This is a genomic window from Extensimonas vulgaris, assembly GCF_003337425.1.
GTDB lineage: Bacteria > Pseudomonadota > Gammaproteobacteria > Burkholderiales > Burkholderiaceae_C > Extensimonas > Extensimonas vulgaris.
In genome coordinates this window covers 107150-130110 of record NZ_QPJU01000001.1, presented here as the reverse complement: position 1 = coordinate 130110, position 22961 = coordinate 107150, and the positions used below count along the sequence as shown (strand labels likewise).

Genomic DNA, 22961 nt, shown 5'->3' with positions numbered 1-22961 from the left:
AGAGGACGTCATGGCCGCCGCAGATGACACTACGGTTGCTGGCGCTGTGCCGGGCGAGGCAGCGTCGCGGGTGGAGCCGCCGCGCTCCACGAGCGAGCGCCTGCGTGCCACCTTGCGACGTGGCGACGAAGCCTTGTCACCGCGCGCCTTGCGCCACTTGCTCGCGGATTTGCAGGCCGTCGCCGCACCGCAGACGAGCGATGTCGAGGGAGGACACCGTGCGCAGGCCGTGGCCTCCTGGTACGCGCAAGCCACGCCAGAGCAGCGGCGCGACATGTGGCTGCTGATGAGCGAGCAGTTCACGCCCGACGTGGCACGCCTGCCATCAGCGCAGCGGCAGTACGAAGCAGCCGTCGATGCGGCGCAGGCGGCCATGGCGGAGCTCGAATTGCGCCGTGCACTCGAATCGCCACGTGCACGGCTGCTACAGCGTTTTGCAGCATTTCCGCAAGGTTTGCGCTTTTTGCTCGATCTGCGCGCCGAGCTGCTCAACGAGGTCAAAAAAGACCCGCGTCTGTTGCCGCTCGACGCCGAGCTGGAGCAGCTTTTTTCGACTTGGTTCGATGTGGCATTTCTCGAATTGCGCCGCATTACTTGGGATGATCCGGCCTCTTTGCTCGAAAAGCTCATCCAGTATGAAGCCGTGCACGCGATTCGCAGTTGGGCCGACTTGAAGCGCAGGCTGGGCCAGGACCGCCGCTGCTATGCGTTTTTTCATCCGCGCCTGCCCGATGAGCCCTTGATCTTCATCGAAGTGGCGCTGCTCGACCACATGGCGGGCAGCATCGTGCCGCTGATCGATGAGTCCGCCCCTGTGGGCGATCCGGCGCGGGCGACGACGGCCATTTTTTATTCGATCAGCAACACGCAAGTCGGTTTGCGCGGCGTGAGCTTTGGCGACTCGCTCATCAAACGCGTGGTCGAAACGCTGCGCACGGAGTTGCCGCGACTGCGCGCGTTTGCCACGCTTTCGCCAATCCCGGGGCTGCGTGGTTGGTTGAACAAAAACGTGCAGAGCTTGCTCGATCGGCTCGACGCAAAGCGGCGCGCAGAACTGCAAACCGCGCTCGGCGATACGGCTTTGCAGGCCGCTGCCGTGCTCGCTGCTTGGGAGCGGGTGCGCGAGCTCGATGCCGTCTCGCCATGGCGGCAATGGCTGCTGGCTTGTGCGGCCTATTATTTGACGAGTGCTTTGCCCGCGGGCAAGCCTGCCGATCCGGTGGCGCGCTTTCACCTTGGCAACGGTGCGCGCGTGGAACGTATCAACTGGGGTGGCGACCCTTCGGCGAAAGGTTGGAAGCAGTCGTATGGCTTGATGGTCAATTACTGGTACGACCTGCAGCGCATAGACCGCCACCGCGCGCTGCTTGCGCAAGGCCGCGTGGCCGCTTCGCGCGAAGTCGAGCGCCTGTGGCGCGAGTGGTTGCACTGAAGCCCACGCCGGCGCGGCTGCGCTGCTCTGCCGCGTGGACAATCCGGCTTGAACCCAGATTGTCCATTAGGCGGTGCTGCGCACCTACGCGGGCGCTGGCGGACGTCTGCCGGTCATTTTGACCGCTGCTTCGTCGTTCGTGGCACCACCACGAACTCCTCAGCCGCGACCAAACTGCCTCGCCAGCCGCCTCGCCGTCATCCCGCGTCCTAATGGACAATCTGGGTTGAATAGAGTGGTGCTTGCCGTCCCCGATTTTGGCAAAATTTGGCTTTCTCCATTGATGCGCCTTCCCTAGATGCTCCTACGAACGCAGCATCTGGCGCGTTCGATGGGTTTTTGACTTCATCTTCATGCCCTGTTTTTGCGTAGAGCCATGAACTCCGAGCTTGCCTCCCACAATCTATTCAGCGCCTTGCGCGCGGCGTTTCCGCAAGATATGGCGCAAACCGCCGTCGAAGCCACTGCGCCCGACGGCAGCGTGCTGCGCTACAGCTGGCGCGACTTGGAGCAGGCGAGTGCGCGCATTGCCAACCTGCTCGCATCCTTGGGCTTGCCGGAGGGCAGCCGCATCGCCGTGCAGGTCGAAAAATCGGTCGAGGCCATGCAGCTGTACCTGGCCACGCTGCGCGCGGGTTATGTGTTCCTGCCGCTCAACACCGCCTACCAGCGCGCCGAAATCAGCTACTTCATCGGCAATGCCGAGCCTGCCGTGGTCGTGTGCACGCCGGAGAATTTCGCATGGGTGTCGCAACTCGCCTACGCCGCGGGTACGCAGCATGTGTTCACGCTCGGCGACGATCGCACCGGCAGCTTGCTCGAGCGCGCCGCGCAACAGGATGACGCGCACGTGCCGGTCCACAAAACGGCCGACGATCTGGCCGCAATCCTCTACACCAGCGGCACCACCGGACGCAGCAAGGGCGCAATGCTCACGCACGGCAATCTGCTCTCGAATGCGCGGGTGCTCAAGGACTATTGGGGCTGGCGCAGCGACGACGTGCTCATCCACGCGCTGCCGATTTTTCACGTGCACGGCTTGTTCGTCGCGATCCATGCGGCGCTGCTGGGTGGCAGCAAAATGATCTGGCTGCCTAAGTTCGACCCCAAGGCCGTGATCGCCGCAATGCCGCGCGCCACGGTGTTCATGGGCGTGCCCACGCTCTATGTGCGCATGCTGGCCGAGCCGACGCTGAACCACGAGGCCGCGCGCTCCATGCGCCTGTTCATCTCGGGCTCGGCGCCTTTGCTGGTCGAGACCTTCCGAGCCTGGCAGGAGCGCACCGGCCACACGATTTTGGAGCGTTATGGCATGAGCGAAACCATCATGCTCACGTCCAACCCCTATGGCGCCGACGCGCGCTACGGCGGGCAGAGCGAGCGTCGCGGTGGCACCGTGGGCTTTCCCTTGCCGGGCGTGGAACTGCGCGTGGTCGATGACGCCAACGCGCCCTTGGCCGAGGGCGAAATCGGCAACATCCAGGTGCGCGGGCCGAACGTGTTCAAGGGTTACTGGCGCATGCCCGAGAAAACCGCCGAGGAATTCACCGCCGACGGCTGGTTCAAGACCGGCGACGTGGGCAAGATCGACGGACGCGGCTACGTGAGCATCGTGGGACGCAGCAAAGACCTGATCATCAGCGGCGGCTACAACGTCTATCCGGCCGAAGTCGAGGCGGCGATCAACGACCTGCCCGGCGTTGCCGAGAGCGCCGTGGTGGGCGTGCCGCACCCGGACTTTGGTGAGGTAGGCGTGGCCGTGGTCGTTGCGAAGCCTGGCACCCAACTCGATCCCGAGGCGATCCTTGCGCAGCTCAAAAGCCAGCTTGCCAACTACAAAATCCCCAAACGCTGCGTCATCGTGCCGGAGCTGCCGCGCAACACCATGGGCAAGGTGCAGAAAAACCTACTGCGCGCCGAGCACCAGAACATGTTCGGTGCGTGAGCGCGTGCTTTGGCTGCAAAGTGCTTTTATATTTGTAGCTTATAGCGCTTGATACATGAGCCTTTACGGCCTATTTCGTTCCTGATCATGCGGTCAGCGCAGCACGAGCACCGGAATGTGCGAGTGCGTGAGCACGTGTTGTGTTTCGCTGCCCAGCAGCAGGCGCTTGATTCCCTTGCGTCCATGCGAGGCCATGACGATCAGATCACACTTGTGCTTTTTGGCCGCCGAAATGATGGCCTCTGCCACCAGGTCTGACTTGACCACCACAGGCTTGACCGCTACGCCCATCGCATCACCCTGGGCCTTGATTTGGTCTAGCAAGGCCTTGGCCGCGTCGCTCCATTGCTTTTCGATGCGCTTGACGTCGCCGGCGTCGACGGGCAGGCCGCCTTCGAAATAGCTGACCGGGTAGCGTGGCACCACTTTGAGTGCGATCAACGTGGCTTTCGAGAGTGCCGCCAGCGAAAGCGCCGTCTCCACTGCTTTCTCCGACAGAGGGGAACCATCCGTGGCAACCAAAATACGTTTGTACATAAGTCTGGCCCTTAAAGTTGCATCGATAATGAAAGCTTATGCAGCGCCTTGGTTTGGTGCTTGATCCAAATCAATGCGCGCGTTGAGAGCGCAATTAGGCTACACCCATGTTTTCAAGCTTTCCTCTCGCTGCCGGCGCGCAGTCCGACACAGTGCAAGCGCAGGACACGCAAGCGTGGGTGTTGGATGATCCTCAGGAGTGGTCGGCTTTTGGGCGTCCTCTCTGTGTGGAAAAGGCTGAACACACGGACTTTGCCTCATCGGCGCAGCCTGAAGATGCCCCGCAGTGGGAGTCCCATGTCGTCCTTGGAGGGATGCATTGTGCGGCTTGCGCCCTGACGATAGAAGATGCTTTGCGTGCCGTACCCGGCGTCGAGCAGGCCGAAGTGAGCGCCGCGACGCAGCGCGCGCGCATCGTCTGGGATGCGCGCCGCGTGTTGCCTTCGCAATGGATCGCGGCTGTGCAAAAAGCCGGCTATACCGCCTTGCCCGCGCTCGACGCCTTCACGCGTGAGCGGCGTTTGCAGGAGAGCCGGCGGGCTTTGTGGCGTTGGGCCGTTGCGGGTTTTTGCATGATGCAGGTCATGATGTATGCATGGCCCGCTTATGTGGCGCAGCCCGGCGACCTTTCGGCTGAAATGGAGCAATTGCTGCGCTGGGCCTCGTGGGTGCTTTCCTTGCCCGTGATGCTATTCGCTTGCGGTCCGTTTTTTGCCAGCGCCTGGCGCGACATCCGCGCGCGGCGCGTGAGTATGGACTTGCCCGTGGCGCTCGGAATAGCTATTACATTCATAGTTAGTACCGCTGGTACTTTCGACCCTGGCGGGCTATTTGGTCATGAAGTCTATTTTGACTCCTTGACCATGTTTGTGTTCTTTTTGCTCACTGGACGCTGGCTCGAATTGCGCTTGCGCGATCGCACGGCAGGCGCGCTCGAGAGGGTGATGAACCGTCTGCCCGACAGCGTAGAGCGCCTTGGGCCCGATGGCAGGTTTGCGCGCATTGCGACGCGCCGCCTTGCTGTGGGTGACACCATCCGCGTGCTGCCCGGCGAGGCCTTTCCTGTCGATGGAACCATTGTGCGCGGCAGCACGCAGGCCGACGAGTCCTTGCTCACGGGCGAGTCCAATCCTGTTGTGCGGGCACAGGGAAGCCCGGTGATCGCGGGCAGCTACAACCTGCTCGCCCCCGTCGAAGTGTGCGTCGAACGCACGGGCGAGCAGACGCGCTTTGCCGAAATCGTCGCGCTGATGGAGAGCGCTTCGTTGCAAAAACCCCGCCTCGCACGCTTGGCGGACCGCATCGCGCGGCCTTTTTTGACAGGTGTGCTGCTGGCTGCGGCTGCGGCGGCATTGTGGTGGTGGAGCAAAGACCCCGAGCGCGCGCTGATGGTGGCCGTGGCCGTCTTGGTGGTGACTTGCCCTTGCGCGCTCTCGCTTGCCACACCTGTTGCCATGCTCACGGCCGCGGGCACGCTCGCGCGCCAAGGGATTTTGGTGCGCAACCTGCAGGCGCTCGAAGCGCTGGCAGAGATCGACACCCTGGTTTTCGACAAAACCGGAACCCTCACGCGCGAAGGCATGCAGTTGCGCGACGTGCATGTTGCGCCAGACGCGGGCATGGACGCAGCGCAGGCGCTTGCCTTGGCGGCCGCTTTGGCGCGCCATTCTTTGCATCCGGTGTCGCGAGCGCTTGTATCCGTCGCGCGCCCAGAGTTGGTCGAGCGTTGGCGCGTGCGCGATCTGCACGAAGAAGCAGGTCTGGGGCTGCGCGCAACGGTCGAAGATGCGCTTGGCCTCGTCCCGGCCCGCTCAGTGCGGCTTGGTTCGGCTCGGTACGTCGATGCGGCGCTGCAACAATCGTCCGCCGATGCGCCTGACTTGCAGGTTTTTCTGGCGGAAGATGCCGTGGATCGATGTGCGCGTGAGCTTGCCCATTTCGATTTGGCAGAAGCTCTACGTCCTGAAGTGCCTGCTGCAGTCGCAGCGTTGCGTCAGCTCGGTGTGGCAGTACAGATATTGTCGGGCGACAAACAAGCCGCGGTGCAAAAAGTGGCTGCACAGACTGGCATTGATCTGGCGCGGGGCGAATGCACACCACAGGATAAGCTTCTGGCTTTGCAAACTTTGCAGAAACAGGGGCGCTGCGTGGGCATGGTGGGCGATGGCATCAACGACGGGCCGGTGCTCGCGGGGGCGAATGTGTCCTTCGCGTTCGGCTCGGCCGCACCCCTGGCGCAGTCGCGCGCTGACTTCGTTGTGCTGAGTGGCAAGCTGTCTTTGATTCCGCAGGCGGTGACATTGGCGCGCCAGACCATGCAGGTGGTGCGACAGAATCTGTGGTGGGCTGCTGCCTACAACGCCCTGGCTGTGCCGCTGGCGATTGTGGGTTGGATGCCGCCGTGGCTTGCGGGCTTGGGCATGGCGTCGAGTTCCTTGCTCGTCGTGCTCAATGCGGCAAGACTGGCGCGGTGGCGCGGCGATGTTGATATGGCGTTGCCAAAAGACCACAAAGTGAGTCTCGCTCCGCCTTCCAGTCCCTTGCCGGAGGCGCTCTGATGGACATCCTTTATTTACTGATTCCGCTTTCAGTCGTGCTGGTCCTGCTCATCTTGGCGGGGCTATGGTGGGCCATCCACAGCGGGCAGTTCGACAGCGTCGAACAGGAGGGTGAGCGCATTCTCAAAGATGGTTGACTTGCATCAACGAGGGTTGGCCTTGTCTGATCGAAACTTCTTTTGCAATAAAAAACGAGGTGCCAGATGGATTCTTCAGTTAAGAAAGATGTTGCGCATTACAACGACACCGTAGTGCGCCAGTTCGCAATCATGGCGGGCGTGTGGGGGGTGGTCGGCATGCTGGTGGGCGTGATCATCGCGGCCCAGTTGACATGGCCGGAACTCAACCTGGGTATACCGTGGCTCACCTACGGACGATTGCGTCCGCTTCACACCAATGCAGTGATTTTTGCATTTGGCGGCTGCGCTCTCTTCGCGTCCAGCTACTACGTGGTACAGCGGACGTGCCAGACGCGTTTGTTCGCCGGACCTTTGGCTTCGTTCACATTCTGGGGCTGGCAACTGGTGATCCTCGCTGCGGCCATCAGCCTGCCGCTGGGCTACACGACCAGCAAAGAATATGCCGAGCTCGAGTGGCCTATCGATATCCTCATCACCCTCGTGTGGGTGGCTTATGCCGTTGTGTTCTTCGGCACGATAGGCGTGCGCAAGGTCAAGCATATCTACGTAGCAAATTGGTTTTATGGAGCCTTCATCATTGCTGTCGCTTTGCTGCACGTTGTGAACAGCGCCGAAGTTCCGGCTGGCTGGATGAAGAGCTATTCGGCTTATGCGGGTGTGCAAGATGCCATGGTGCAATGGTGGTATGGCCACAATGCCGTTGGCTTTTTCCTCACAGCAGGCTTTTTGGGCATGATGTATTACTTCATTCCCAAACAGGCAGGGCGTCCTGTTTATAGCTATCGGCTGTCCATCGTCCACTTCTGGGCGCTGATCTTTACCTATATGTGGGCGGGCCCACACCATCTGCACTACACTGCTTTGCCAGACTGGACACAGTCGCTCGGCATGGTGTTTTCGCTGATTCTGCTGGCACCGAGCTGGGGCGGCATGATCAATGGCATCATGACCTTGTCCGGTGCATGGCACAAACTGCGGGACGACCCTATTTTGCGTTTCTTGATTGTTTCGCTGTCGTTCTACGGAATGTCCACCTTCGAAGGGCCCATGATGTCGATCAAGACGGTCAATGCCCTGAGCCACTACACCGATTGGACGATTGGCCATGTGCATTCTGGCGCTCTGGGCTGGGTGGGCTTGATTTCCATCGGTACGCTGTACTACCTTGTACCGCGCCTGTTCGGCAAAGAAAAAATGTATTCCGTCAAGGCGATCGAAGTCCATTTCTGGATGTCTACGATTGGCATCGTGCTGTATATCGCATCGATGTGGATTGCCGGGGTAATGCAGGGGCTGATGTGGCGCGCCATCAATCCTGATGGAACGCTCACCTACACTTTCGTTGAAAGCGTCAAGGCCACATTCCCTTTCTATGTGATCCGTCTCATGGGTGGTTTGCTCTATCTGGGCGGTATGCTGTTGATGCTGTGGAACGTGTGGAAAACTGCAAGTTCTGGCCGCTCGGTCAAAGTGGCGATCCCGGCCGTCAACCCTGCTCATGCCTGATACAACGGAGGAAATGACATCATGTCTAATGCAAATACATCCTCTGGTTTCACGCACGAAAAGGTTGAAACCAGCAATTTTTTAATGATTGTTTTGATTTTGCTGGTCGTGGCGATTGGTGGTCTCGTGGAAATCGTCCCCCTGTTTTTTCAAAAGTCGACCACCGAGCCCGTCAAAGGGGTGGAGCCATATACCGCCCTGCAATTGGCAGGTCGCGATATTTACCAGCGTGAGGGCTGCTACAACTGTCACTCGCAAATGATTCGTCCTTTTCGCGCTGAAACCCTGCGCTATGGGCACTATTCGGTAGCGGGAGAGTTTGTATATGACCATCCGTTCCAGTGGGGGAGCAAGCGCACCGGGCCTGATCTGGCTCGCGTGGGAGGTAAGTACAGTGACGAATGGCATCGCATCCATTTGAATAATCCGCGTGATGTGGTGCCCGAGTCTAATATGCCCGCTTATCCATGGCTCGCTAAAAATCTGGTGGATCCTTCGGTCATGGCTCCGCACATGCGCGCACTTCGTACCGTGGGTGTTCCTTATACGGATGATCAAATCAATGCGGCTGCAGATGAAGTCAAGGGCAAGACGGAGCTTGAGGCGCTGGTTGCCTATCTGCAAAGCTTGGGCCGGGCCATAAAGTAAGGAGGGGATATGGATATTACGACTCTTCGTGTCGTTACCACCGTTTTTTCCATGGTCACATTTATTGGAATATGCGTGTGGGCCTATTTGGGGCGTAATCGGGCTGCATTCGAAGAGGCTGCGCATCTGCCTTTCGAGCAGGAATAATACAAATCACATCGAGAGAATCCCATGAGCGATTTCACAAGCGATTTTTGGTCACATTATGTGGCGGGGATTACCATCATCGGCATCGTTGCCTGTTTTTTGCTGCTTTGGACGACTGCGCGGAAAAAAGTCGCTTCCAGCAGCGATAACACCACTGGCCATGTCTGGGATGAAAATCTGGCAGAAATGAACAATCCATTGCCGCGGTGGTGGGTGTGGTTGTTCGTGATTACTTTGGTGTTCGGTATTGTTTATCTGGTTGCCTACCCAGGTCTCGGAAAATTCGGCGGCAAACTCGGCTGGACAGAGCAAAAGCAATATGAGGCCGAGATGGCAAAAGCGAAGGCTGAATTGGAGCCTTTGTATGCCCGTTTTCGTGCAATGAAGATCGAGGATTTGGCAAAAGACCCACAAGCGATGGCTATTGGAGATCGCTTGTTTATGAACAATTGTGCGCAATGCCACGGTTCTGATGCGCGCGGCAGCAAGGGGTTTCCGAATTTGACGGACAATGATTGGTTGCATGGTGGAACCCCTGAAAAAATTCAGGAAACCATTACCAATGGTCGCATTGGCATCATGCCTCCCATGGCTGCGGCTGTAGGAACTGCCGATGATGTTCGCAACGTAGCTCACTATGTGCTCAGCCTTTCGAACAGTCCTCATGACTCGGTGCGTGCGGCTTTGGGCAAGCCCAAATTTGCGGTTTGCGCTGCCTGCCATGGCGCAGACGGTAAAGGCAATCAGGATATCGGCGCGCCGAACTTGACGGATGATATTTGGTTGCATGGATATGGCGAAGATGCCATCATTGCGATGATCAACAATGGCAAAACGAACCAGATGCCAGCACAAAAAGACAAGCTGACGGAAGACCAGATCCGTGTTTTGACGGCCTATGTTTGGGGACTGTCACATAACCCAAAGAGTGTTGGAAAATGAAATAAGATTTGCCGAACTGATCCCTGCGCCTGCAATGTTGCAGCGGAGAGAGGGGTTCGGCGCTTATCATTCCATATTGCAGCGGATGAGAATGTACGTTGAATCATGAACCATTCTGACCAGTCGGCTCGTAAGGTCATCCCTATCAATCCAGCTCCTGCTGATTCTGCGGAATCTGAGGAGCTGGTGTCTTTTTATGAGGCACATAAAAAGATTTATCCACGCTCCATCTCTGGTGTTTTTTCCAGGTGGCGGATGGCGATGGTGATCATCACGCAGCTCGTGTTCTATGGCTTGCCTTGGCTTCAGTGGGGCGAGCGACAGCTCGTGCTTTTTGATTTGGGGGCAAGGCGTTTTTATATTTTTGGGCTGGTTTTGTATCCGCAGGACTTTATTTACTTGACGGGCCTGCTGATTATTTCTGCGCTTTCTCTGTTTTTGTTTACGGCTGTGGCTGGACGGCTTTGGTGTGGTTTTGCCTGTCCGCAAACGGTATATACAGAAATCTTCATGTGGATAGAGCATAAGGTGGAAGGAGATCGTACCGCTCGATTGCGGCTCGATGCAGCACCTTGGAATTTTGAAAAAATCCGCAAGAAATTTCTAAAGCAATTTCTTTGGATTGGGGTTGCGCTTTGGACGGGCTTTACCTTCGTCGGCTATTTCGTTCCCATAAGGCAGTTGGGCGGTGAACTGTTGGCGTTTCAGGGGGGCTGGCAAATATTTTGGGTGTTATTTTATAGTTTTGCGACTTATGGGAATGCTGGCTTCATGCGGGAACAGGTATGTAAATACATGTGCCCTTATGCGCGTTTCCAAAGCGCAATGTTCGATAAAGATACGTTGATCGTCAGTTATGACGCAGAGCGTGGCGAGCCCCGTGGGCCGCGCAATAAAAACATTGATCACAAGGCAAAAGGACTGGGAGATTGCATCGACTGTACGCTTTGTGTTCAAGTGTGCCCTACCGGCATTGATATCCGGAATGGATTGCAATATGAGTGTATAGGCTGCGGCTTATGTGTGGATGCATGTGACTCTGTGATGGAGAAGATGCATTATCCAAAAGGCTTGATACGATATGTTACGCAAAATGGTTTGCGTAACCATTGGACGCGTGCGCAAATGTTGCGCAGAGTATTCAGGCCGCGCATCATCATATATACCATTTTGCTGGTATTGCTTTGTGTGGCGATGTTGACGAGTTTGATGATGCGCAGCCCGATGAAGGTAGACGTTGTGCGGGATCGGGCCACACTGTCACGCATCGTTGCTGGTGGTAAGTTGGAGAATGTCTATCGCTTGCAAATCATGAATGCCACAGAGCGCGCGCATCATTATCGTATTTCTGTAGAAGGGATCGATGGTATTGAGATAGCATCAGAGAATGAGGTCGATCTGGGGCCTGCTGAAGCTCGGTGGGTCGTGGTACGCGCTCAAATTCCCTATGCGGCAGTGGAACCGGGTTCGCACCCCATACGGTTCATCATCGAGTCGCTCGATGAAAAAGCCAAAGTCGTTGAGAAATCAGTATTTTTGGTTCCCCGCTAAATGGTTAATTTTATTTTTGGAGGTATCTGATGCCGGTGGGTTCTAAGTTAATAATTGATGCCAGGCCATGGTGGCGATTTGGTTATGTGTGGTTGCTTATTGCTGGGCCGGTAATCGTCATTATCGCGGGTTTTGTCACACTATGGCTTGCTGTTCATAATCCAGATCCTGTGATAGATGAAGATTATTATCAGCATGGCCTTGAAATCAATCGGTCTCTGGCCGACTCTGGTCGGAGTTTGGCGCCTGCACTGAAGGCGCGAAACCATGTTTTGACGCCGACCAAAGATCAGCCTCGTTGAAAGAATGTGCTAAATGGAAGGAGACAATATATGTGGTCGCAACGTTTGATGTGGATTGCCTGGCCGGCATTCCTCATGGCAGGGGTGCTGGAGATGCTGGTGTTTGCACTCGTCGATCCCCAGGAGTTGCATTGGTTTGGTCACCCCATTTTGCTTTCGCGGGAGGCGATCTACACCATAGCTTTTTTTGTCTTTTGGTTTGTCAACATGGCCTCTAGTGCCTTGACGACACTGTTGGCAATGTCACCTTTCGAATTGAATCGCTGCCCCGTGCCGGCAGATGAGCGGCCGGCAGACTGTCAAAAATCATCCATTTGTTCTTGAGTGAGATCGTGCACGGTCAGTGACACGCGTGTTGGTTGTTGACGATGTTGCGCAATGCATCGGTGTTCAAGATACGGACATGGCGTTGCTTGACTTCAATGATTTTGTCATCGACGAACTTCGAAAAGGTGCGGCTTACGGTTTCGAGTTTGAGACCTAGGTAGCTTCCTATTTCTTCCCGCGTCATGCGTAGCACCAATTCTGACTGGGAGAATCCGCGGGCGTGCAAGCGCTGCACCAGGTTGAGTAGAAATGCAGCGAGGCGTTCTTCGGCACGCATGCTCCCCAGCAACAGCATGACGCCATGTTCACGCACGATTTCTCGGCTCATGATCTTGTGCACATGGTGCTGCAATGCCGTGACTTCTCGAGAGAGTTCTTCCAGGCGGTCGAACGGCATGACGCAAACCTCGGCGTCTTCCAACGCTACTGCATCACAGCTGTGGTGGTCGTTGACAATGCCATCCAGTCCGATGATTTCCCCGGCCATCTGGAAGCCGGTGACCTGATCGCGGCCGTCTTCCGTAGTGATGCAAGTCTTGAAAAAGCCGGTGCGAATCGCGTACAGAGAGGTGAATGCCTCGCCATTGCGAAACAAGGTGCCGCCGCGCTTGACCTTGCGCCGCACGGCAACAGCCTCGTCTATGCGTTGCAGTTGTTCGTCACTCAGCCCTACGGGCATGCACAGTTCGCGCAAATTGCAATTGGAACAGGCAACTTTGAAGGTTTGAGGGTTCATGGCTTTTGAGGTAAGGGTACGGTGGTTGCGCGCACGAAGGAGTGCTTGCCGACATGACTGGTGGCTTGACTCAAGTCAATAAGTTGCTTGCAAGCCTAAGGCACAGTTGCAAAATTCGCAAGGATTCATCGATATGACTGTTGTCTCGCCTGAGCTCCTGCGCCGGTTCGACGTGCCAGGGCCCCGCTACACCTCGTATCCTACCGCTGATCGCTTCGTCGAAGCTTTTCGCGACAGGGATTACGTGCTGGCGCTGACCCAGCGCCGTCTGTGCGGTGCTACGGCTTTGCCTTTGTCGATCTACGTGCACATCCCATTTTGTGAGTCGCTGTGCTACTACTGCGCGTGCAACAAGATCATCACCAAGCATCACGAACGTGCCGAGCTGTACCTGGACTATTTGGGTAAAGAAATCGACTTGCATGTGGCGCAACTTGGCGCTGGTCAACAGGTCAGCCAGCTGCATTTGGGTGGAGGGACGCCAACTTTTCTTTCTGATGAAGGCTTGCGCAGGCTGATGGTCATGCTTCAGCGCAATTTTGCGTTGGCCGCGGGTGGCGAATATTCCATCGAAGTCGATCCGCGCACGGTGGATGCGGGGCGGCTGGCGCTGCTCGCAGAACTCGGCTTCAACCGGTTGAGCTTCGGCGTACAGGACTTTGATCCCAAGGTGCAAAAGGCGGTGCATCGCATCCAGCCGGCCGAGCAGGTGTTCGCGCTCGTGGAGACCGCGCGAACCTTGGGATTCGAATCCGTCAACGTGGACTTGATCTATGGCTTGCCACGACAGACGCCGGAGTCTTTTGATCAAACCTTGGCGCTCGTTGAGCAGCTGCGGCCCGACCGCATTGCGCTGTACGCCTATGCGCATCTGCCGGACCGGTTCAAGCCCCAGCGGCGCATCCATGCAGAGGAGTTGCCAGGGGCCGAGGCCAAGCTGTCGATGTTGTCACGCTCGTTGGAAGCCTTGATGGCGGCCGGTTATGTGTACGTGGGCATGGACCATTTTGCTTTACCCACGGACGCGCTGGCCGTTGCCAAGCGGCAAGGGCGCTTGCATCGGAATTTTCAGGGCTACAGTACGCAGCCCGATTGCGACCTGATCGGCCTTGGCGTTTCTGGCATTGGCCGGATTGGCGCCACCTACAGCCAGAACGCCAAGACCTTGGAAGAGTATTACGATTTTTTGGATCGCGGTCGCCTGCCGGTGGTGCGTGGCTTGGCTTTGTCGCGCGACGACCTTGTGCGCAGGGCTGTCATCATGGCGCTGATGTGCCAGGGCGAGCTTTTGTTCGAACCCATAGAGCAGGCTTGGCTGATTGATTTTCGCCAATACTTCGCTCAAGAACTGGAGCAGTTGGAGGGGTTGGCTGCGCATGGTTTGGTTGCACTCGGATCCGAAGGCATTCGGGTGACTTCCATGGGATGGTTTTTCGTGCGCGGCATCGCGATGGTGTTTGATCGCTATCTGCAGGCCGATCGCAACAGGGCGCGTTTTTCGCGCATCATTTGAAAAGTCGGCCTTGATGGCCGTGCTATCAGCGCATGCTGCTCACTTTTTCATTAACAGCGCTGTTCATGGGCTTGGTCGGCGGGCCGCATTGTCTTGTCATGTGTGCGGCGCCCTGTGCAGCGTTGGTGCAAGGGGCTTCGACGGTAGCCGTTGTGAGAAGGGACGCTGTGGAGCCAAGCGCAGCAGCAGCGGGGCGGCTGTGGGCCAATGTCGGCGGGGTTCAGCGGCTCACGGCCTTTCACGCCGGGCGGCTCGCAGGTTACGCACTGGCAGGGGCCTTGGCTGCATTGGCCATGGATGGCTTGGCCTGGATGACGCAGCAAACGGCTGCCTTGCGGCCTGTATGGACTTTGATGCACGTGGCCGTGCTGGCATGGGGCTTGGCGATGGTGCTGCAAGCGCGCCAGCCGGCCTGGGTGGAGCGCGCTGGCCGTGCGGTGTGGCGTCGCATGCAAGCATGGACGGCAGCACCCATGGGGCTAGGCGTGGTCGGGGTTTTGTGGGCGCTAATGCCTTGCAGCTTGTTGTATTCCGCCCTGCTGGTCGCGGCCTTGAGCGGTGGGGTATGGCAAGGCGCATGGGCCATGGCACTGTTCGGCATTGGCAGCGGCATCTGGTTGCTGGTCGGCCCTTGGATCTGGGGGCAATTGCGCTCGCGCCTCAATGCCACGCGGGCCGATTGGGGGACACGGCTTGCCGGGCTCTTGCTCTGTGCCATGGCCGGCTGGGCACTGTGGATGGATGTCGTCGCCAAGACCTCGCCGTGGTGTGCGTGAGAGTCTGGATGGCGCAGAGCAGTGAAGCTGCTTTGACATCATCCCAGATGGTCCATTAGGACGCGGGATGATGGCGAGGCGGCTGGCGGCGAAAATGACCGGCAGCCGTCCGCCAGCGCCCGCGTAGGGCCGCCTAATGGACAATCTGGGATCATGCCATTGCTTCTTCACTTGCTTCGCGCTACAGGGCTGCGCAATGAGTGGCGGTGGGTCAGGGATTCGAACCCTGGAAGGGGTCACCCCCTTGCTAGTTTTCAAGACTAGTGCCTTCAACCGCTCGGCCAACCCACCGTGTTCTGTGATGTGCTAGGAATCCGCTAAACGGCGCAAGCTGCAGCGCCAATGCGAACACGCTAACACGTTGTTTTTACTCCAATTTTTTTCTGAAGCACCGGCGGAACATAAGTTTTTCAATGAAATCACTCGCCTGCCGAAGTCTTCCGGAGAGGGTGATTCTAGAGGAGTCTGTGCAGGGCCGAGATTTCAACCCAGATTGTCCATTAGGCGGTGCTGCGCACCTACGTGGGCGTTGGCGGACGGCTGCCGGTCATTTTGGCCGCGGTTTCGGCGTCCATGGCACTCACCATGGACTTCTCACCCGCGACCAAACTGCCACGCCAGCCGCCTCGCCACCATCCCGCGTCCTCACGAACCATCTGGGTTCAAAGGGCGGCGGGTCGAGTGCAAGCAACTTGCGGCGGCTCTCGAAGTGCCGTGGTGCGCCTGACAATGGGTCGGTAAAGTGCAAGGTGCGTGCGAGCAGTTGCAGCGGGCGCGAAAAGTCTCCCTCGGGCGGGTCGTTGACCTCGGGGTAGAACGCATCGTGGCGCAGCGGCAGGCCCAGCGCGGCCATGTGCACGCGCAGCTGGTGGCGTTTGCCGGTCACGGGCTCGAGCCGGTAGCGTGCCCAGCGGCCCGCCACTTCGAGCAACTCCATGCGCGTGCAGCTGTTGGGCGCGCCCGGCACCTCGTGCATGCGAAAGAATTGCGGGCTTTCCTCGAGGCGGCTGTGGTGCTCGCGCGGGAAGGCCAGGTCCGCACGCCAGCCAGCCACGGCCTCGTACTGCTTGGTGATGCGCCGCTCGCGAAACAGCGCCTGGTACACCCCGCGCGTGCGCTGCTGCACTGAAAACAACACCAAGCCGGCGGTGTCGCGGTCTATGCGGTGCAGCGGCGAAAGCTCTGCCAAGCCGAGCCGGCGTTTGAGGCGCACCAGCAGGCTGTGCTGCACATAGCGCCCGCCCGGCGTCACGGGCATGAAATGCGGCTTGTCCGCGATGAGCAAATGCGCGTCCTGGTAGAGCACCTCTTCGGTAAATGGAATCTCCGGCTCCGACTCCAGGTGGCGGTAATAAAAAATGCGCAAGCCGGGCTCGAAAGGCCGCTCCGGCGTAACCGTTGCACCGCGTTCATCGACCACTTCACCGGCCTCCATGCGCTGCTGCCACGCGGCGCGGCTGAGCGCGGGCAGGCGCTCGGCCAGGTGGTCCAGCATGGTGCCACTGCCGCGTGAAGGCAGCGCCAAGCAACTTGGACTCACGCCCGCACGCATGGGCAAAGGGGCAGGAGGGCGTTGGCGGGACATGGGGCGGAGATTGTAGGAAGCCTGTGCATGTGTTGTTTTTGTGACAAATCTTCTGCCGACCTAGGGATTGCCCCAGCATGCCTGGGTTGGAGGATCGCCTATCTTCGCGGTGTCAATTTTTGCCTGCGCTCTCCGGGATCGGGCGTGTTGCAGTGGCCCACAAGGTCTGCATCGCTAAGCCTGACCTGGTCTCCTCCCAGAGCAAGTGGCGCGGTCAATGATTGTTCATCCATAGGTTTTTTCCAAGCAGCGTTCTCTCTCAGAAAGGCAGGAGACATCAATGAAACATACCCAAAAATTCCAGCGCAGCGCTCTGATGGCAGCCGTCTTGGCGGCAAGCGCCGTGGGTGCGCAGGCGCAGTCGGCTGCATCCAACGTCCGCATGTACGGCGTGCTCGACGTGGGCGTGAGCACGTTCTCGCGTTCGGCCACCGTGGACAAGCGCCTCACGAAGATGAACACCGACACCAACAGCTCTTCGATCTGGGGTATCACGGGTTCCGAAGACCTGGGTGGCGGCCTGGCCGCGCAGTTCGGCCTCGAAGCCGGGCTCGATCCGAAAAGCGGCGGTGCCACGGGTGGCGCCGCCACAGGTGCGCAAACACCGATTGCCAACGTGCTCTGGCGCCGGGGCTCCTGGGTGGGCCTCAAGAGCAACAGCTGGGGCTCGCTGCGCCTTGGCCGCGACTACACCACGCACATCCTGGCGCAGCTCGTCAACGGCACGGGCATGCCCGACGTCGCGATCAACTCGAGCACTGCCAACCTCATGGTGGCACAGGGGATCGGCAACGATTTCTGGAACAGCAACATGATCCGCTACACGAGCCCGAGTTTCGCGGGTTTCGATGTGGGCGTGCAGTACATCCTCGGCGAACAGCCGGGTGATTCTTCGGCCGGGCGCGGGATAGGTGGTGTTGTCAACTATACCTACGCCCCGTTCAAAGTGGCGCTGAGCTACACCAAAAACAATGGCGTCAATGATCCCACTCTGGGCGCTTTGGGCAACCACGCGAACGACGACGTTCATTACTGGATCCTGACGGGTTCCTATGACGTGGGTAAATACCGTCTGGCTTTTCTGTATGACAAAGTCAGCAACAAAAACAAGATTCCCTATGGCTGGCTCGATTCCAAGGCTTGGCTGATCGGCGGCAACTATGCCTTCACACCTGAGCTTCGTGTGGGCCTGCAATACAGCGAAATCAATGCCAGCGACGACGCGGTGGCTGGCACGCCTTACAAGAAAAAGAGCAAGTACGCGGTCATCACGGCCCACTACAGCCTGTCCAAGCGCACTTATCTGTTCTCCACTTTCGGCCATGCAGACAATGGCATCGCTCCGATCCAGCCTTTGTGGGGCGGCAGCCAGGGCGGTCAGCAAGCTGTGAAGGGTGACAGCATCAACGGCTTCGTCGTAGGTATGGTGCACCGCTTCTAAGCGACGGCGCTCTTTTTTACTGCGAACAACTCCTTGCCAGCGCTTCCGGGGCAGCCCGGGCGCTGGCTTTTTGTTGGGGGTGGCGTGGGATGGGAAAATCCACCGAGCTTGCCTGCGCCGCGGTCGCGCTCGGTGGGGCTTGAAACGTATCCGGCCTGATTTTTACGACGCTTGCCGCTCTTTTTCTTGCAGCAGGCGCCACATCACCTTGCCGCTGCCGCTCTTGGGAAGTGCGTCGACGAATTCGACGATGCGCGGCACCTTGTAGGCGGCCATGTGTTCGCGGCACCAGGCGATGATGTCTTCGGCGCTGACTTTGCCGCGGTACTCCTGGCGCAGCACGACCACGGCCTTGACGGTTTCGCCGCGGTAGCTGTCGCGTGCGGCGATCACGCAGGCTTCGGCGATTGCGGGGTGGCGGAACATGAGCAATTCGACCTCAGCGGGCCAGACCTTGAAGCCGCTGGCGTTGATCATGCGCTTGAGGCGGTCGGTGATGAAGAAGTAGCCGTCCTCGTCCATGCGCCCGAGGTCGCCGGTGCGAAAGAATCGTTTGCCTTCGAACTCGATGAAGGCTCTTTCAGTGGCCTCGGGCTGCTTCCAATAGCCGCTGAAGACCTGCGGGCCGTGGACGATGATCTCGCCGGATTCGCCTACAGGCAGCTCCTGCAAGCTTTCCGGGTCCACGATGCGCGCATCCGTGCTCATGAACGGAATGCCCAGGCATTGCTGCTTGGGATGGTCGGGCGGGTTCGAGTGCGAGGGCGCGGCGGTTTCGGTGAGGCCGTAGCCTTCGGAATAACGCAATCCATACTGGTCCAGCAGGCGCTGGGCCACGGCTTGGGGCATGGCGGCGCCACCGCCGCCGATGTAGAGCAGGCTCGAAAGATCGTATTGCGCAAAGTTCGGGCTTGCGAGCAGGTCTATGACCATGGTGGGGATGTTGGTCCAACTGGTCACGCGCCAGCGCGAAATCAAACGCCCCGCGAGGTCGCGCTCCCAGCGCGGCATGACCACGAGTGTGGCGCTGCTGTAGATGGACGAATGCATCATGCTCACCATGCCCGTGATGTGGAACATGGGCACGACCGCGAGGGTGATGTTCTCGGGCGTGCTCGTGCCCCAGAAGCTGCCGGCCACGGCGTTGTGCATGAGGGTGCGGTGCGGGTGCATGCAGCCTTTGGGCATGCCCGTGGTGCCGCTGGTGTAGGGCAGCACGGCGAGGTCGTCGGGCCCGACCTCGAGCGCGGGTGGCGCGGCGCTGCAGGCGAGCGCCTGCGCCCAGCCGTGCACGCTGCCGCCTTCGAGCGCCGGCAGCGGGTGCTGCGCGGTGAGCCAGCCGGCCCAGGCAGCGGGCGGCGCGTCGGGGCCGGTGATGTCTGCGTCGAAGGCGTCGGTGTAATGCGTCACGAGCAGGTGCTGCAGGCGCTGCGCGGGCGCGAGGCCATTGCTCGCCTTGGCGAGCTCGGCGGCGAGTTCGGCGCTCACGATGGCCGTGCGCGCTTCGGAGTCCTGGATGTAGTGCTGCAGCTCGTCGGCCAGGTTCATGGGGTTGATGGGCACGACGACGGCATTTGCGCGCAGGATGGCGAAGTGCGCAAGCACCAGCTGCGGGCAGTTTTGCATGAGCAGGATCACCCGGTCGCCCTTGCGCACCCCGATCGAATGGAGATACGCCGCGAGGCGTTCGGTGCCCTCGCACAGCTCGCGGTAGCTGGTCTGGCGGCCGAAGAAGATCAGCGCAGGCTTGTCGGGGTAGCGGCGCGCGCTGACGGCGAGGTTGTCCCACAGCGAGGTTGCGGGCGGCGTGATGGCGTGGGGCAGGCGGCGCGGCCAGAATTTGTAGTGGGGGCGGGTGGTTTGCATGGTCAGTGATGCGTTGCGCGGTTGAGGTTCGTCTTCATGGTTTGTTTTGCTCTGCTTCCTGCAGCAGGCGCCACATCACCTTGCCGCTGCCGCTCTTGGGCAGGGCGTCGACGAATTCGACGATGCGTGGCACCTTGTAGGCGGCCATGTGCTCGCGGCACCAGGCGATGATGTCTTCGGCGCCGACCTTGCCGCGGTATTCCTGGCGCAGCACGACCACGGCCTTGACGGTTTCGCCGCGGTAGCTGTCGCGCGCGGCGATCACGCAGGCTTCAGCGATCGCGGGGTGGCGGAACATGAGCATCTCGACTTCCGACGGCCAGACCTTGAAGCCGCTGGCGTTGATCATGCGCTTGAGGCGGTCGGTGATGAAGAAGTAGCCGTCCTCGTCCATGCGCCCGAGGTCGCCCGTGCGAAAGAACCGCTTGCCTTCGAGCTCCACGAAAGCCTGCGCCGATGCCTCGGGCTGCTTCCAGTAGCCGTGGAACAGCTGCGGGCCGTGGATGATGATTTCGCCTTGTTCGCCGATGGGCAGCTCCTGCAAATTTTCGGGGTCGATGATGCGTGAATCGGTGCTGAGCCAAGGGATGCCCATGCACTGCAGTTTGGCCTCGTCGGGCGGGTTGAAGTGCGAAGGCGCGGCGGTTTCGGTCAGGCCATAGCCTTCGGCAAAGTGCAGCTGGAATTTTTCGAACAGGCGCTGCGCCACGGCTTGCGGCATGGCCGCGCCGCCGCCGCCGATGAAAACCAGGCTGGAGAGGTCGTATCGATCGAGATGGGGGCTCGCCATCAGGTCTATGACCATGGTCGGGATGTTGAGCCAATGCGTGACACCGTAGTGCGAAATCAGGTGGCCGGCGAGGTCGCGGTCCCAGCGCGGCAGGAGTACGACGGTGACGCTGCTGAAGATGGAAGCGTGCAAAAGTGCCACCATGCCCGTGATGTGGAACATGGGTACGACGCCCAGCGACACGGTTTCGGGCGTCATGGTGACCCACAGGCCGGTGGCTTCGACGTTGTGCATCACGCTGCGGTGGGTGTGCATGCAGCCTTTGGGCAGGCCCGTGGTGCCGCTGGTGTAAGGCAGCATGGACAGGTCGTCGGGCCCGACCTCGAGCGCGGGCGGCGCGGCGCTGCACGCGAGCGCCTGCGCCCAGCCGTGCACGCTGCCGCCTTCGAGCGCAGGCAGCGGGTGCTGCGCGGTGAGCCAGCTCGCCCAGGCAGCGGGCGGCGCGTCGGGGCCGCTGACGCCCGCGTCGAAGGCGTCGGTGTAATGCGTCACGAGCATGTGCTGCAGGCGCTGCGCGGGCGCGAGGCCATTGCTCGCCTTGGCGAGCTCGCTGGCGAGCTCGGCGCTCACGATGGCCGTGCGCGCTTCGGAGTCCTGGATGTAGTGCTGCAGCTCGTCGGCCAGGTTCATGGGGTTAACGGGCACGACGACGGCATTCGCGCGCAGGATGGCGAAGTGCGCAAGCACCAGCTGCGGGCAGTTTTGCATGAGCAGGATCACTCGGTCGCCCTTGCGCACGCCGATCGAATGGAGATACGCCGCGAGGCGTTCGGTGCCCTCGCACAGCTCGCGGTAGCTGGTCTGGCGGCCGAAGAAGATCAGCGCGGCTTTGTCGGGGTAGCGGCGCGCGCTGACCGCGAGGTTGTCCCATAGCGAGGTTGCGGGCGGCGTGATGGCGTGGGGCAGGCGGCGCGGCCAGTGTTTGTGATGCGGGCGAAGAGTGGTGGTGCTGGTCATGGGTGTTGGCTCCGAATGAAGAACGGGGTGAATCTGACTTGGTAGGCTAGACCGACATGGACGCGGCAGGCATCAGGGTTGCCCCTGATGTCGCGTCACTTTGGAGACCTTTTCGATCCTCTTTATGCTTTTTTGGGGATTTATTAACAAAAATATATTCGTTTGTGTTTGAACGGGTGCTGCGGACAATGCGCCGATCGCAGATTCCATCAGGTAGCGCAGACATGATTTCGCTTCGTTTCAGAACCCTCAAAACCATTCTGGCCAGCGCAGCGCTGGCCGCCAGCACGCTCGCGGGGGCGCAGCAAAGTCTGCTCAACGTGTCTTACGACGTGGCGCGCGAGTTTTACAAGGACTACAACGCTGCGTTCGTCGCGCATTACAAAAAGACCACGGGCCAGGACGTGAAGATCGACCAGTCGCACGGCGGCTCGAGCGCGCAGGCGCGCGCCGTGGCCGACGGGCTGGCGGCCGACGTGGTGACCATGAACACGACCACCGACGTGGAGTTTCTGGCCAGCCAGGGCGTCGTCGCCAAGGACTGGGCGCAAAGGTTTCCGCACAACGCCGCGCCCACGGCTTCGACCATGCTGTTTCTGGTGCGCAACGGCAACCCCAAGGGCATCAAGGACTGGGAAGACCTCGTCAAGCCCGGCGTGCAGGTGATCGTGGTCAACCCCAAGACGGGTGGTAATGGCCGCTACGCCTACCTCGCGGCCTGGGGCGCGGTGCGCGAAAAGGGCGGCAGCGAGGCGCAGGCGGCCGAGTTCGTGGGCAAGCTGTTCAAGAACGTGCCCGTGCTCGCCAAGGGCGGGCGCGATGCGACGGCGATCTTTTTGCAGCGCAACATCGGTGACGTGCTGATCACGTTCGAGTCCGAGGTGGTGTCCATCGACCGCGAATTCGGCGCGGGCAAGGTCGATGCGGTGTATCCGTCGGTCAGCATCGTGGCCGAGAACCCGGTTGCGGTGGTCGAGCGCACCGTGGCCAAGAAGGGTACGGCGGCGCTGGCCAAGGCGTATCTGGACTACCTGTATTCGGACGAGGCGCAAGAGGTCGCGGCCAGGCACGCGATCCGCCCGCGCTCGGAAGCCGTGCTCAAAAAATACGCGGCCACCTTCAAGCCCATCCGCCAGTTCACCGTGGCCAAGTATTTCGGCAGCCTCACGGAGGCGCAGAAAGTGCACTTCAACGACGGTGGGCAGTTCGACAAGATCTACACGCCGGGCGCGCGCTGAGCCGCTTGGCACGCATCGCGTTTA

20 protein-coding genes and 1 tRNA gene are annotated in these 22961 nt (G+C 59.7%); 15 read left to right on the top strand and 6 right to left on the bottom strand.

The window, feature by feature from the left end:
• Window positions 1-10: 10 nt before the first annotated feature.
• Window positions 11-1432 (top strand): malonyl-CoA decarboxylase, encoded by a 1422-nt coding sequence (locus DFR45_RS00545; RefSeq protein ID WP_114482162.1) that lies wholly within the window; start codon window positions 11-13, stop codon window positions 1430-1432.
• A gap of 376 nt (window positions 1433-1808) precedes the next feature.
• Window positions 1809-3377 carry a malonate--CoA ligase gene (locus DFR45_RS00540; protein ID WP_114481769.1) on the top strand — a complete coding sequence of 523 codons (1569 nt, stop codon included), beginning with the start codon at window positions 1809-1811 and terminating at the stop codon, window positions 3375-3377.
• A 93-nt stretch (window positions 3378-3470) separates the two neighbouring features.
• On the opposite strand, the gene DFR45_RS00535 is transcribed toward DFR45_RS00540, so the two are convergent.
• Window positions 3471-3914 carry a universal stress protein gene (locus DFR45_RS00535; protein ID WP_114481768.1) on the bottom strand — a complete coding sequence of 148 codons (444 nt, stop codon included), beginning with the start codon at window positions 3912-3914 and terminating at the stop codon, window positions 3471-3473.
• 107 nt (window positions 3915-4021) lie between these two features.
• On the opposite strand from DFR45_RS00535, the gene DFR45_RS00530 reads away from it, so the two are divergent.
• The 9 genes from DFR45_RS00530 (at window position 4022) to DFR45_RS00490 (ending at window position 12032) form a co-directional block, all read left to right on the top strand.
• Window positions 4022-6472, top strand: coding sequence for a heavy metal translocating P-type ATPase (locus tag DFR45_RS00530; RefSeq protein ID WP_114481767.1), 2451 nt, complete (start codon window positions 4022-4024; stop codon window positions 6470-6472).
• The gene (gene ccoS, locus DFR45_RS00525) at window positions 6472-6609 is read left to right on the top strand and encodes a cbb3-type cytochrome oxidase assembly protein CcoS (protein ID WP_114481766.1); all 138 of its coding nucleotides are present in this window, start codon (window positions 6472-6474) and stop codon (window positions 6607-6609) included. Before DFR45_RS00530 ends, ccoS begins: the two co-directional genes overlap by 1 nt.
• Window positions 6610-6675: 66 nt before the next feature.
• Window positions 6676-8118, top strand: a complete 1443-nt coding sequence (gene ccoN / locus DFR45_RS00520; RefSeq protein WP_114481765.1) for a cytochrome-c oxidase, cbb3-type subunit I — start codon at window positions 6676-6678, stop codon at window positions 8116-8118.
• A gap of 21 nt (window positions 8119-8139) precedes the next feature.
• Entirely contained in the window at window positions 8140-8766 is a 627-nt protein-coding gene (ccoO, locus tag DFR45_RS00515) for a cytochrome-c oxidase, cbb3-type subunit II (protein ID WP_114481764.1), read from the top strand.
• A gap of 9 nt (window positions 8767-8775) precedes the next feature.
• Complete coding sequence (locus DFR45_RS00510) at window positions 8776-8913, top strand: cbb3-type cytochrome oxidase subunit 3 (RefSeq protein WP_114481763.1); 138 nt, start codon at window positions 8776-8778, stop codon at window positions 8911-8913.
• Between the two features lie 24 nt (window positions 8914-8937).
• On the top strand, window positions 8938-9855 hold the full coding sequence (gene ccoP, locus DFR45_RS00505) for a cytochrome-c oxidase, cbb3-type subunit III (RefSeq protein ID WP_114481762.1): 918 nt from the start codon (window positions 8938-8940) through the stop codon (window positions 9853-9855).
• Between the two features lie 105 nt (window positions 9856-9960).
• Complete coding sequence (ccoG, locus tag DFR45_RS00500) at window positions 9961-11406, top strand: cytochrome c oxidase accessory protein CcoG (protein ID WP_114481761.1); 1446 nt, start codon at window positions 9961-9963, stop codon at window positions 11404-11406.
• Window positions 11407-11435: 29 nt separating this feature from the next.
• Window positions 11436-11708 (top strand): FixH family protein, encoded by a 273-nt coding sequence (locus tag DFR45_RS00495; protein WP_114481760.1) that lies wholly within the window; start codon window positions 11436-11438, stop codon window positions 11706-11708.
• A 30-nt stretch (window positions 11709-11738) separates the two neighbouring features.
• On the top strand, window positions 11739-12032 hold the full coding sequence (locus DFR45_RS00490; protein ID WP_114481759.1) for a hypothetical protein: 294 nt from the start codon (window positions 11739-11741) through the stop codon (window positions 12030-12032).
• 16 nt (window positions 12033-12048) lie between these two features.
• On the opposite strand, the gene fnr is transcribed toward DFR45_RS00490, so the two are convergent.
• A complete protein-coding gene (gene fnr / locus DFR45_RS00485; RefSeq protein ID WP_114481758.1) occupies window positions 12049-12771 on the bottom strand; it encodes a fumarate/nitrate reduction transcriptional regulator Fnr in 723 nt (240 codons plus the stop codon).
• 133 nt (window positions 12772-12904) lie between these two features.
• On the opposite strand from fnr, the gene hemN reads away from it, so the two are divergent.
• Complete coding sequence (gene hemN / locus DFR45_RS00480; RefSeq protein ID WP_114481757.1) at window positions 12905-14284, top strand: oxygen-independent coproporphyrinogen III oxidase; 1380 nt, start codon at window positions 12905-12907, stop codon at window positions 14282-14284.
• A gap of 32 nt (window positions 14285-14316) precedes the next feature.
• On the top strand, window positions 14317-15060 hold the full coding sequence (locus DFR45_RS00475) for a sulfite exporter TauE/SafE family protein (protein ID WP_114481756.1): 744 nt from the start codon (window positions 14317-14319) through the stop codon (window positions 15058-15060).
• 201 nt (window positions 15061-15261) lie between these two features.
• Here the strand turns inward: DFR45_RS00475 and DFR45_RS00470 are convergent.
• Window positions 15262-15351: transfer RNA gene (locus tag DFR45_RS00470), tRNA-Ser, on the bottom strand.
• 289 nt (window positions 15352-15640) lie between these two features.
• On the bottom strand, window positions 15641-16645 hold the full coding sequence (locus tag DFR45_RS00465; protein WP_241659330.1) for a pseudouridine synthase: 1005 nt from the start codon (window positions 16643-16645) through the stop codon (window positions 15641-15643).
• 280 nt (window positions 16646-16925) lie between these two features.
• On the opposite strand from DFR45_RS00465, the gene DFR45_RS00460 reads away from it, so the two are divergent.
• Window positions 16926-18086, top strand: a complete 1161-nt coding sequence (locus DFR45_RS00460; RefSeq protein ID WP_114481754.1) for a porin — start codon at window positions 16926-16928, stop codon at window positions 18084-18086.
• A gap of 162 nt (window positions 18087-18248) precedes the next feature.
• On the opposite strand, the gene DFR45_RS00455 is transcribed toward DFR45_RS00460, so the two are convergent.
• A complete protein-coding gene (locus DFR45_RS00455) occupies window positions 18249-19952 on the bottom strand; it encodes a long-chain fatty acid--CoA ligase (RefSeq protein WP_114481753.1) in 1704 nt (567 codons plus the stop codon).
• A 34-nt stretch (window positions 19953-19986) separates the two neighbouring features.
• Window positions 19987-21699, bottom strand: coding sequence for a long-chain fatty acid--CoA ligase (locus tag DFR45_RS00450; protein WP_114481752.1), 1713 nt, complete (start codon window positions 21697-21699; stop codon window positions 19987-19989).
• Window positions 21700-21923: 224 nt separating this feature from the next.
• Here DFR45_RS00450 and DFR45_RS00445 point away from each other — a divergent pair, with 224 nt between their 5' ends.
• The gene (locus DFR45_RS00445) at window positions 21924-22937 is read left to right on the top strand and encodes a sulfate ABC transporter substrate-binding protein (protein WP_114481751.1); all 1014 of its coding nucleotides are present in this window, start codon (window positions 21924-21926) and stop codon (window positions 22935-22937) included.
• The last annotated feature ends 24 nt before the right edge of the window (window positions 22938-22961 follow it).

Excerpts from the sequence above, each read along its gene's own strand:
- DFR45_RS00475 (WP_114481756.1), top strand. The coding sequence starts at position 14,317 with ATGCTGCTCACTTTTTCATTAACAGCGCTGTTCATGGGCTTGGTCGGC.
- ccoN (WP_114481765.1), top strand. The coding sequence starts at position 6,676 with ATGGATTCTTCAGTTAAGAAAGATGTTGCGCATTACAACGACACCGTA.
- DFR45_RS00540 (WP_114481769.1), top strand. The coding sequence starts at position 1,809 with ATGAACTCCGAGCTTGCCTCCCACAATCTATTCAGCGCCTTGCGCGCG.
- DFR45_RS00510 (WP_114481763.1), top strand. The coding sequence starts at position 8,776 with ATGGATATTACGACTCTTCGTGTCGTTACCACCGTTTTTTCCATGGTC.
- ccoS (WP_114481766.1), top strand. The coding sequence starts at position 6,472 with ATGGACATCCTTTATTTACTGATTCCGCTTTCAGTCGTGCTGGTCCTG.
- ccoG (WP_114481761.1), top strand. The coding sequence starts at position 9,961 with ATGAACCATTCTGACCAGTCGGCTCGTAAGGTCATCCCTATCAATCCA.
- DFR45_RS00530 (WP_114481767.1), top strand. The coding sequence starts at position 4,022 with ATGTTTTCAAGCTTTCCTCTCGCTGCCGGCGCGCAGTCCGACACAGTG.
- DFR45_RS00455 (WP_114481753.1), bottom strand. The coding sequence starts at position 19,952 with ATGCAAACCACCCGCCCCCACTACAAATTCTGGCCGCGCCGCCTGCCC.
- DFR45_RS00490 (WP_114481759.1), top strand. The coding sequence starts at position 11,739 with ATGTGGTCGCAACGTTTGATGTGGATTGCCTGGCCGGCATTCCTCATG.
- DFR45_RS00445 (WP_114481751.1), top strand. The coding sequence starts at position 21,924 with ATGATTTCGCTTCGTTTCAGAACCCTCAAAACCATTCTGGCCAGCGCA.
- DFR45_RS00460 (WP_114481754.1), top strand. The coding sequence starts at position 16,926 with ATGAAACATACCCAAAAATTCCAGCGCAGCGCTCTGATGGCAGCCGTC.
- DFR45_RS00495 (WP_114481760.1), top strand. The coding sequence starts at position 11,436 with ATGCCGGTGGGTTCTAAGTTAATAATTGATGCCAGGCCATGGTGGCGA.
- DFR45_RS00545 (WP_114482162.1), top strand. The coding sequence starts at position 11 with ATGGCCGCCGCAGATGACACTACGGTTGCTGGCGCTGTGCCGGGCGAG.
- ccoP (WP_114481762.1), top strand. The coding sequence starts at position 8,938 with ATGAGCGATTTCACAAGCGATTTTTGGTCACATTATGTGGCGGGGATT.
- DFR45_RS00450 (WP_114481752.1), bottom strand. The coding sequence starts at position 21,699 with ATGACCAGCACCACCACTCTTCGCCCGCATCACAAACACTGGCCGCGC.
- fnr (WP_114481758.1), bottom strand. The coding sequence starts at position 12,771 with ATGAACCCTCAAACCTTCAAAGTTGCCTGTTCCAATTGCAATTTGCGC.
- hemN (WP_114481757.1), top strand. The coding sequence starts at position 12,905 with ATGACTGTTGTCTCGCCTGAGCTCCTGCGCCGGTTCGACGTGCCAGGG.
- ccoO (WP_114481764.1), top strand. The coding sequence starts at position 8,140 with ATGTCTAATGCAAATACATCCTCTGGTTTCACGCACGAAAAGGTTGAA.
- DFR45_RS00465 (WP_241659330.1), bottom strand. The coding sequence starts at position 16,645 with ATGTCCCGCCAACGCCCTCCTGCCCCTTTGCCCATGCGTGCGGGCGTG.
- DFR45_RS00535 (WP_114481768.1), bottom strand. The coding sequence starts at position 3,914 with ATGTACAAACGTATTTTGGTTGCCACGGATGGTTCCCCTCTGTCGGAG.